The sequence below is a fragment of the Thomasclavelia sp. genome, assembly GCF_017889095.1.
Classification (GTDB): domain Bacteria; phylum Bacillota_I; class Bacilli_A; order Erysipelotrichales; family Coprobacillaceae; genus Thomasclavelia.
Map to the genome: position 1 here is coordinate 1 of NZ_JAGHEW010000361.1, position 8,966 is coordinate 8,966.

General features: G+C 31.1%; 9 protein-coding genes. All 9 read left to right on the top strand.

The window, feature by feature from the left end; all coding sequences use genetic code 11:
- A partial coding sequence (locus J7M77_RS15290; protein WP_367237040.1) for a ComEC/Rec2 family competence protein occupies nucleotides 1-597 on the top strand: 597 nt, incomplete at its 5' end.
- Nucleotides 598-695: 98 nt separating this feature from the next.
- Nucleotides 696-2,411, top strand: a complete 1,716-nt coding sequence (locus tag J7M77_RS15295; RefSeq protein WP_296880127.1) for an AAA family ATPase — start codon at nucleotides 696-698, stop codon at nucleotides 2,409-2,411.
- Between the two features lie 13 nt (nucleotides 2,412-2,424).
- Complete coding sequence (locus tag J7M77_RS15300; protein ID WP_296880129.1) at nucleotides 2,425-3,729, top strand: McrC family protein; 1,305 nt, start codon at nucleotides 2,425-2,427, stop codon at nucleotides 3,727-3,729.
- Between the two features lie 103 nt (nucleotides 3,730-3,832).
- The gene (holA, locus tag J7M77_RS15305; RefSeq protein ID WP_296880131.1) at nucleotides 3,833-4,780 is read left to right on the top strand and encodes a DNA polymerase III subunit delta; all 948 of its coding nucleotides are present in this window, start codon (nucleotides 3,833-3,835) and stop codon (nucleotides 4,778-4,780) included.
- 8 nt (nucleotides 4,781-4,788) lie between these two features.
- Nucleotides 4,789-6,003, top strand: a complete 1,215-nt coding sequence (locus tag J7M77_RS15310; protein WP_296880133.1) for an L-serine ammonia-lyase, iron-sulfur-dependent, subunit alpha — start codon at nucleotides 4,789-4,791, stop codon at nucleotides 6,001-6,003.
- Entirely contained in the window at nucleotides 5,993-7,087 is a 1,095-nt protein-coding gene (gene hemW, locus J7M77_RS15315; RefSeq protein WP_296880135.1) for a radical SAM family heme chaperone HemW, read from the top strand. Before J7M77_RS15310 ends, hemW begins: the two co-directional genes overlap by 11 nt.
- 179 nt (nucleotides 7,088-7,266) lie before the next feature.
- Nucleotides 7,267-8,319: a heat-inducible transcriptional repressor HrcA gene (gene hrcA, locus J7M77_RS15320; protein WP_296880137.1), complete on the top strand. Its 1,053-nt coding sequence runs from the start codon at nucleotides 7,267-7,269 to the stop codon at nucleotides 8,317-8,319.
- Nucleotides 8,320-8,330: 11 nt separating this feature from the next.
- The gene (gene grpE, locus J7M77_RS15325) at nucleotides 8,331-8,882 is read left to right on the top strand and encodes a nucleotide exchange factor GrpE (protein WP_296880138.1); all 552 of its coding nucleotides are present in this window, start codon (nucleotides 8,331-8,333) and stop codon (nucleotides 8,880-8,882) included.
- A 16-nt stretch (nucleotides 8,883-8,898) separates the two neighbouring features.
- On the top strand, nucleotides 8,899-8,966 hold a 68-nt coding region (locus J7M77_RS16950), incomplete at its 3' end, for an Hsp70 family protein (protein ID WP_367237041.1).

Sequence of the window (8,966 nt, forward strand, 5' to 3'; positions counted from 1 at the left end):
GGTGGTTTAAGAAATAAAGATGTGGCTTCATTAACAGTCGTTCCGTATTTACATTCGTTAGGAATTTTTAGTTTAGATTATGTTTTTTTAAGTCATGATGATTTTGATCATAGTGGCGGCTATGATTCTTTAGCTAGTCAAATTAAAATTAAAGAAACGATTACAGCCTATCAAGAAAAAATGAAAATTGGTGAGGTTATAATTGAAATGTTAGCTTTGCCAGCTAGTGATAACAATAATGATTCATCATTAGTGATGCTAGTAACTGTCAATCATCTTAAATATTTATTTACGGGTGATATTTCTAGTAATGTCGAAGCTAAAATAATTCAAGATTACCCTAATTTACAAGTTGATGTTTTAAAAGTATCCCATCATGGCAGTAATAGTGGTACAAGTGCGCCATTTTTAGCGAGCATTAAACCCAAAGTAGCTTTAATTAGCTGTGGTAAAAATAATACTTATGGACATCCTCATGATGATTTACTCCAAAGATTGAATGATTATGGGGTTAAAGTTTATCGAACTGATCAAATGGGGATGGTTAAGATCGTTTATTATGGTGATGATAATTATCTTTTTAAAAAGATAAACTAGGTGGTTATCTTAATGTTGAAAATGTCTTTTTTAAATAATATAATTGAATTACGACATTATTTATAATATTTTTGTGATAATTAGGGAGTGATGTGATAGTGGAAAATGATAAGATTGATTATTTAGGAGTTTTAAATTATCTTCAAAATAATGGCGGGATGCCCTATTCTAATCCTGAAAAACCAGGGATTAACGCGCAAGAAAAAAAACAATTCCAGGAACTGAAAAATCAGGGAAGACAAGCGGTTAATGAAATGGTCAAAATGGCAAAGTTATGCGCTAAATTATTTGATTTAAATAAATGTGAACCGATAGTCTGGTTAGATAGTTCAAACGTAAAAACTCGGAAATACTTATGGGCGCAGTTAAAATATCAAGAATATAGTAAATGTCCTGAAAGTATTTCGATTTTTGTCGAAAAGTCAGAAGTAACCAATAAAGCTAGATTGCGCTTTTCATTAGGACTAAAACTTGATAAAGCTGATAAGTTGATCTTAGATAATTATCATACTTATTTAGATTTGCCAGTTAAACCTAATAGTAACTTAGTTTATACTGCTGGAAATAATGGGATTGATATAATTGATGATGACCGTAAAACAATTAAACAAAAATTAGTATCCGGGATTTATAAAAAAGTAGAAATTAGTCGGATTTTAGAATGGGATGATCATTTAACTAATGATGAAATTGAACAAGAGATGATTAAAAGTATTCATTCATTAATTCCTTATTATGATCATGTTTTAAAAATCGATTATCAATCAATATTCAATGAAGCCGATATTGATTATGAAATGGAAATTAAGCAAATAAATTATCCTAAAAATATGATTTTGTATGGACCACCTGGAACCGGTAAAACTTATAATTCCATTATTTATGCGGTTGGTATATGTGATAATCAAAAAAATGATGAATTAAAAGATTATGATGCAGTAATTAAAAGATATAATGAATTAAAGCAGCAAGGTCGGATTGCTTTTACGACTTTTCATCAATCTTATGGCTATGAAGAATTTATTGAAGGGATTCGTCCAGTGATTAAAGAAGATGATAGTAGTTTAGGTTATCAAATCGTTGCGGGAATTTTTAAACAGTTTTGTAAAGTGGCAAATAAAGATGACAAGCCTTATGTATTGATTATTGATGAAATTAATCGTGGTAATATTTCTAAGATTTTTGGTGAATTGATTACTTTAATTGAAGAATCAAAACGTCAGGGCAGTAAAGAAGAGATATCATTGCTTTTGCCATATTCTAATGAAGAATTTAGTATTCCTGGTAATGTTTATCTTTTAGGAACGATGAATACGGCTGATCGTTCGATTGCTTTAATGGATACAGCTTTGCGGCGGCGGTTCCAGTTTATTGAAATGATGCCTGATGAACAGGTCTTAAATGATCTAGGAATCAATAAAATTGTAGTAAATGAAAAAGAACTAGATGTTGTAAAGATGTTAAAAACGATTAATCAGCGAATTGAATATTTATTTGACCGGGAACATACTATTGGTCATGCCTTTTTTACCAAATTAAAAGATAATTTAACACTTGAATGTTTAGCGGATATTTTTAAAAATTCGTTAATTCCGTTATTACAGGAATATTTTTATGAAGATTATCAAAAGATCATGTTAGTTCTTGGTGATAATGATAAATCTAAAGGTGAATATCAATTCATTAATGATGAACCAGTTTCTAATTCGTTATTTAAAGGGGATTTATCAGATATTGATCTTAGTGATAAAATCTATCGAATCAATGAAGCAGCTTTCTATCAAATTGAAAGCTATTTAGAAATTATGAAATAGATGGGGTGAAAACATGGGTGAACTTTTTACCATTAAAGAATATGATACGATCATTAGTCAAAAAGGCTATCAGGGTCGTTATAAATATATGGAAAAACAGCAGTTTGAAAACTTAATTACGTTCATCTATGATTTTAAAGCTACGGAAGATCAAAGTGATATTCTTAATTTTATTAGTTTAGGATATCGACGAAATCTAGGGAATACGATTACTTTTAGAAATTATGTTGGCTTGATTCAATTGAAAAATGGCTTTCAAATTCAAATTTTACCTAAAATAGATTTTAATCAGCAAATAAGAGATCAAACAAAACAAGTTTTTATCAAAATGATTCAGTCAATGAAAGACTTCCCAAGTAAAATTTTTAATAATGCCAATCTAGAAACTGCTCAAATGAGTATATATGAAATATTTATTGAGATGTATTTAAAAGAAACGCGAAAGTTAGTAAAACAGGGGATTCAGTTAGCTTATGTAACTAATCAAGGTAACTTGTCTTATTATCAAGGTAAGCTGTTAATAAATAAACAGTTAAGAAAAAATAACGTTCATCAAGAACGATTTTACCTTGAATATGATCAGTTTCAAGCTGATCAGGCTAAAAATCGCATCATTAAAGCAACTTTATTAAAATTATTAAAGATTACTACAAGCAGTAAAAACGCTAAACAAATTAGACAGTTATTAGTATTTTTTGAAGGTGTAAGTCCATCATTAAATATTGACCGGGATCTAGCTAAGATCACGATTGATCGTACTAGTAAAAACTATTTATCTTTAATTGAATGGTCTAAAGTGTTTTTAAAAAATAAAAGCTTTACACCATTTTCGGGTAAACAGAATGCCAGAGCCCTGTTATTTCCAATGGAAAAGGTATTTGAAGCTTATGTCGCTAAAAATATGAAACGAATCTTTAAAAGAGCTAATTACCAGGTATCTAGTCAAGATCAAAGCTATTATTTGTTTAATCAGGTAAATGGTCAAAATGAGCATAGATTTGCTTTAAGGCCGGATTTAGTAGTTACTCGAGATGATGGTAGTGTAGTTATTTTAGATACTAAATGGAAAAAGCTATCAAATAATAAACGAAGCAGTTATGGGATATCACAGCAAGATATGTATCAAATGTATGCTTATGCCAAAAAGTATCAAACTAGTGAAGTGTGGTTATTATATCCAATTAATAATGAAGTAAGAGATTTAGATAATATTTATTTTGATAGTGGTGATGGAGTGATGATATCTTTGTTTTTTGTTGATGTTGAAGATATTGAAAGTAGTTTAGAGTTATTATTGGAAAAGCTGATGAGTAAATAGGTTTATTTAAAGCTAATGCTTTTAAATAAACTTTTTTGTTTAAAAATAAGGTAATGACTTTATGATTTAAATGGGCTATAATTGGTTTACTGGAGGGATCGTAATGCTATATTTTATTTATGGAACAGAACGTTTTTTAATGGAACAAAAACTAAATGCTTTGAAAAAAGAGTTTGATTGTAGTGATGAATTGATGAATTTATCACAGTATCGTGGTGATGAAGATCGCATCAAAGATGTTTTTGAAGATTTAATTACACCTCCTTTTTTTACTGAAAATAAAATGATCGTGCTGAAAAATCCGTTATTTTTAACGACTCGAAAGATCAAAAAAGACGATGAACAATTGCAGTATTTTGAAAAATGTTTAGCTGATAATAATGAAGTTAGACTGGTGATTTATTTAGATGGTGATGATCTCGATAAGCGTAAGAAAATTGTCAAACAGTTATTATCATCAGCGCAAGTATTTAAATTTGATAAAGTAAATCATTATCGCTTATCAGATAGTACTCGTCAGGCAGTTAAACGTCGTCAGGCAACGATCGATGATGATGCTTTGGAATTGTTGCTTAGTCGAAGTGATGAAAGTTTACAAAAGGTCGCTAATGAAGTAGAAAAGTTATGTCTTTATAGTAAACATATTACTTATGATATTGTTGATCAGATGGTAAACAAACCGTTGGATGAAAATATTTTTGATTTGACTAGTGCTATCTTACAAAAAGACCGGCGCAAGATTTTTATGATTTATCATGATTTGATGATCTTAAATGAAGAACCAGTTAAATTAATTATCATGATTGCCAATTCAATGCGGTTAATTTATCAAGTGAAATTATTGGATCGTAAAGGGTATAATGATAAAGAGATTGCCAAGATGTTAGGCGTCAATCCTTATCGTTTAAAATATATTCGTCAAGAAGGACAAGATTATGATTTAAATGAGTTATTACAATGTATTGATCAGTTATCAAAACTTGATGTAGCGATTAAAACGGGAAAAATGGATAAAAAAACAGGGTTAGAACTGTTTTTGATTAAGATATAGGAGGATTTATGGAATCACTTAGAGAATTATATAAAATTGGAGTTGGCCCTTCGTCTTCACATACTATGGGACCACAGCGGGCAGCTTTAAAAATTAAGGAAACTTATCCTGAGGCTAGTTATTATGAAGTTTATCTACATGGTTCTTTAGCTTTAACAGGTAAAGGTCATTTAACTGATTATATTATTGAACAGACTTTAGGAAAAGATAAAGTGAAAATTCATTTTGTCAGTGAAGCATTACCAAAGCATCCTAATGGTATGGTATTTGTAATTTACCACGATGATAAAGAAATTGATCGCGTTACGATTTATTCTGTTGGTGGCGGGGCGTTAATGTATGATGATGCTAAAATTGCCCCACCCAAGCAGGTTTATCCTCAAAATACATTAACGGAAGTTTTAGATTATTGTGATAAAAAAGGGATCAATTTATATCATTATGCTTTAGAGTTTGAAGATGAAGATTTTAAAGCTTACTTATTTGAAGTTTTAGATGCTATGTTTAGCTGTGTAGAAGCTGGACTTTCAACAACTGGTATTATTCCTGGGCGCTTAAAATTAAAACGGGTGGCTAAATCAATGTACCAGCAGGCCATTAATACCAGACGTTTAGGGGAACGGGAACGCTTATTAGTTAGCAGTTATGCTTATGCTGTTAGTGAAGAAAATGCTTGTGGTCACCAGATTGTAACCGCACCAACTTGTGGGGCTAGTGGGGTCTTGCCAGCGGTTTTATATTATTGTTATAAACAGTTGAATTTGCCTAAAAAAGAAATCATCAAAGCTTTAGCGGTAGCCGGAATTTTTGGCAATGTCATCAAAACAAATGCGACGATTTCCGGAGCCGATGGTGGCTGTCAGGCGGAAATTGGCAGTGCCTGTTCCATGGCAGCAGCAGCTTATGGCTGGATCTTAGAGTTAAATAACAGTTTGATCCAATATGCCAGTGAAATGGGCTTAGAACATAATTTAGGTCTTACCTGTGATCCAATTGGCGGTTATGTCCAAATTCCTTGTATTGAACGCAATGGTTTTGGGGCATTAAGAGCGATGGATGCGGCGATGTATGCTAAACAGCTAGGCTATTTAAGAAAAAATAAAGTTTCTTTTGATGCCGTAGTGCGGGTGATGAAACAAACTGGTAAAGATCTAAATAGTGCTTATAAAGAAACTTCATTAGGTGGTTTAGCGAAAGAATTTGGTTTTGAAGATGAAGACTAATTCTTTGTATATCCATATTCCTTTTTGTAAACAAATTTGTTTTTATTGTGATTTTTGTAAAGTTTTTTATGATGAAAAACAAGTTGATCAATATTTACAAGTTTTAAAAAAGGAACTAGCTGCTTTAAAGATTAGTGATCAATTGAAAACGATCTATATTGGCGGTGGAACGCCTAGTGCCTTAAACTATCAGCAATTATCATTATTGTTCGATCTGGTCAAACCGTATATAAGTAAGGAAACTAAAGAAATAACGATTGAAGTAAATCCAGAAACGATTGATGAAACCAAGATGCAAATACTAAAAGCTGGCGGTGTTAATCGGTTAAGTATTGGAGTAGAGACTTTTGATGATCAATTGTTAGCTAAGATCAATCGTCATCATCAAAGAAAAGATGTTTTGAATGTAATTGAACTGGCTAAAAAGTATCAAATAGATAATATTTCGATTGATTTGATGTATGGCTTACCTGATCAAAGCATTGATGATGTTAAAAAGGATCTGCAGTTTGCTTTAAACTTAGAGATTAAACATATTTCTTATTATGCTTTGATCTTAGAAAAACGGACCGTTTTAAATAACCTGCATTATCAGTCATTAGATGAAGAAACAGAATTGATGATCAATAAAATGATTGATGAGCAGTTGTGTCAAGCTGGTTTTAATAAATATGAAATCAGTAATTTTGCTAAAACAGGTTATCAGTCATTACATAATTTAGCTTATTGGCATTATGATAACTATTATGGGATTGGCTTAGGTGCCAGTGGTAAAATTGATGATTGTTTATATGAACATAATCGTAATTTAACCGCTTATTTAAAAGGTGAAAATACACTTGATAAAATAGTTTATAGTAAAGAAGAAACGATGTTTAATCATTTAATGATGTCACTTAGATTAATCAAGGGTTTGAATTTAAAGGAATTTGAACATCGCTACCAGCAAAGTATTTTTGATGTTTATGATCAGGCTTTAAATAAGCATTTAAATTTAAAGACATTAGTAATCGAGGATGATTATTTACGTTGTAATAAAGAAGCGATTTATTTATTAAATGATATTTTGCTTGATTTTCTTTGATTTTGACAGTTAATTGTGCTATATTCGTATATTTATTTTGGAAAGACATAAAATAATTGCGAGAAATAGCAAATTAACTGTTTTTTTAATTTTTAGCACAAAGATGTTGACAGTGCTAAAAAAAGATGTATAATGTATTTAGCACAAAGGAAAGATGAGTGCTAAGGGTGGTGAAACAAGTGCTTACAGCAAGGCAATTATTAATATTTAAATGTATCGTCGATGAATTCATTGAAACGGCTGAACCAGTTGGATCAAAGGCATTGATGGAAAAATACCAGTTGCCTTATTCTAGTGCGACCATTCGAAATGAAATGAGTAATCTTGAAAATTATGGGTATATCGAAAAGACTCATACATCTTCAGGAAGAATTCCTTCAATTGAAGGATATCGTTTCTATGTTGATAATCTAACGAAACACGATTTAGATGAAGGAGTGAAACAGCAGGTAGCTCAGGTCTTTAGCGATCGGCATCGAAGCTTGAATGAAATCATTCAAGATAGCTGTGAAATGTTAAGTGAGCTAACTCATTTAACATCAGTTGTTCTAGGTCCTGATTCTAGTGCTGATAAGCTTCAGCAGATTTCGGTGGTGCCGTTAGGTGATAATCGCGTAACTGCTATTATTATTACTAGTCAAGGACATGTTGAAAACAAAGTTTTCGATATTAATCAAGAACATAAGATGGAAGATTTGATTAGTTGTGTTGGAGTTATGAATGATTTATTGATAGGAACGCCAATTGATCAGGTAGCATTTCGGTTAGAACGGGATGTAAAACCGATTTTATCTGTAAAAATCAAAGAACATGAAGAATTGTTCAATGCATTTTTAGAAGCGTTTGTTCGCTTTGCTTCAAGCAATGTATATTTTTCAGGTAAAGAGAATATGTTATACCAGCCTGAGTATAACGATGTAAATAAGTTAAGAAGAATCGTCAGTGCATTTGAAAACTCTCAAGTTTGGAATTTCTTACAACCTCTATCTAATGAAGAAGGGGTAACAGTAAGAATTGGTTCTGATTCACCAATTAATGAAATTGAAGATGTTTCAGTAATTTCGGCTTCATTTAAAACTGGTGAAACAACCAAAGGATCTATTTCAGTAATTGGACCAACCAGGATGCCTTATGAAAAAGTGGTATCTTTAGTAGAGTATATCTCAAAGAATATTGAAGATGCATTTTTTGAGGAATTTGATGAAACAGATGATGATTCGAACGATGAATAGAGGTGAGTGTAATGGCTGATAAGGAAAATAAAGTAGTAGATGAAACTTTAGAAGAAGAAACTGTTGAAGAAACAGTTGATCAAAACGGTGAAGAAACTAAAGAAGAATCGGTAGAAAAACAAATTAGTGATTTAATGGAAGAAGTAAATACTTGGAAAACTGATTATTATAAAGTATTTGCGGATATGGAAAATCTTAAAAAGAGATTGCAAAATGAACATGCCAATACAATGAAGTTTATGATGCAATCGTTTATTGAACAGTTATTACCGATTGTTGATAATTTTGAAAGATCATTGGCAATCGTTAATCCTAGTGATGAAATTAAAAATTTCCTAAAAGGTTATGAAATGATTTATTCACAATTGATGGATGTTTTAAAATCTCAGGGTGTTGAGGTAATTAAAGCAGAAGGTCAAGAATTTGATCCTAACTTCCATCAGGCAGTGATGACTGTCAAAGATGAAAATTTCAAACCTAATATGGTTGTTGAAGAATTACAAAAAGGATATATGTTAAAAGACCGCGTTATTCGGGCGTCTTTAGTAAAAGTAAGTGAGTAATAGGAGGAATGTTATTATGAGTAAGATTATTGGTATTGACTTAGGTACTACAAATTCATGCGTTAGTGTTATGGAAAATGGAGA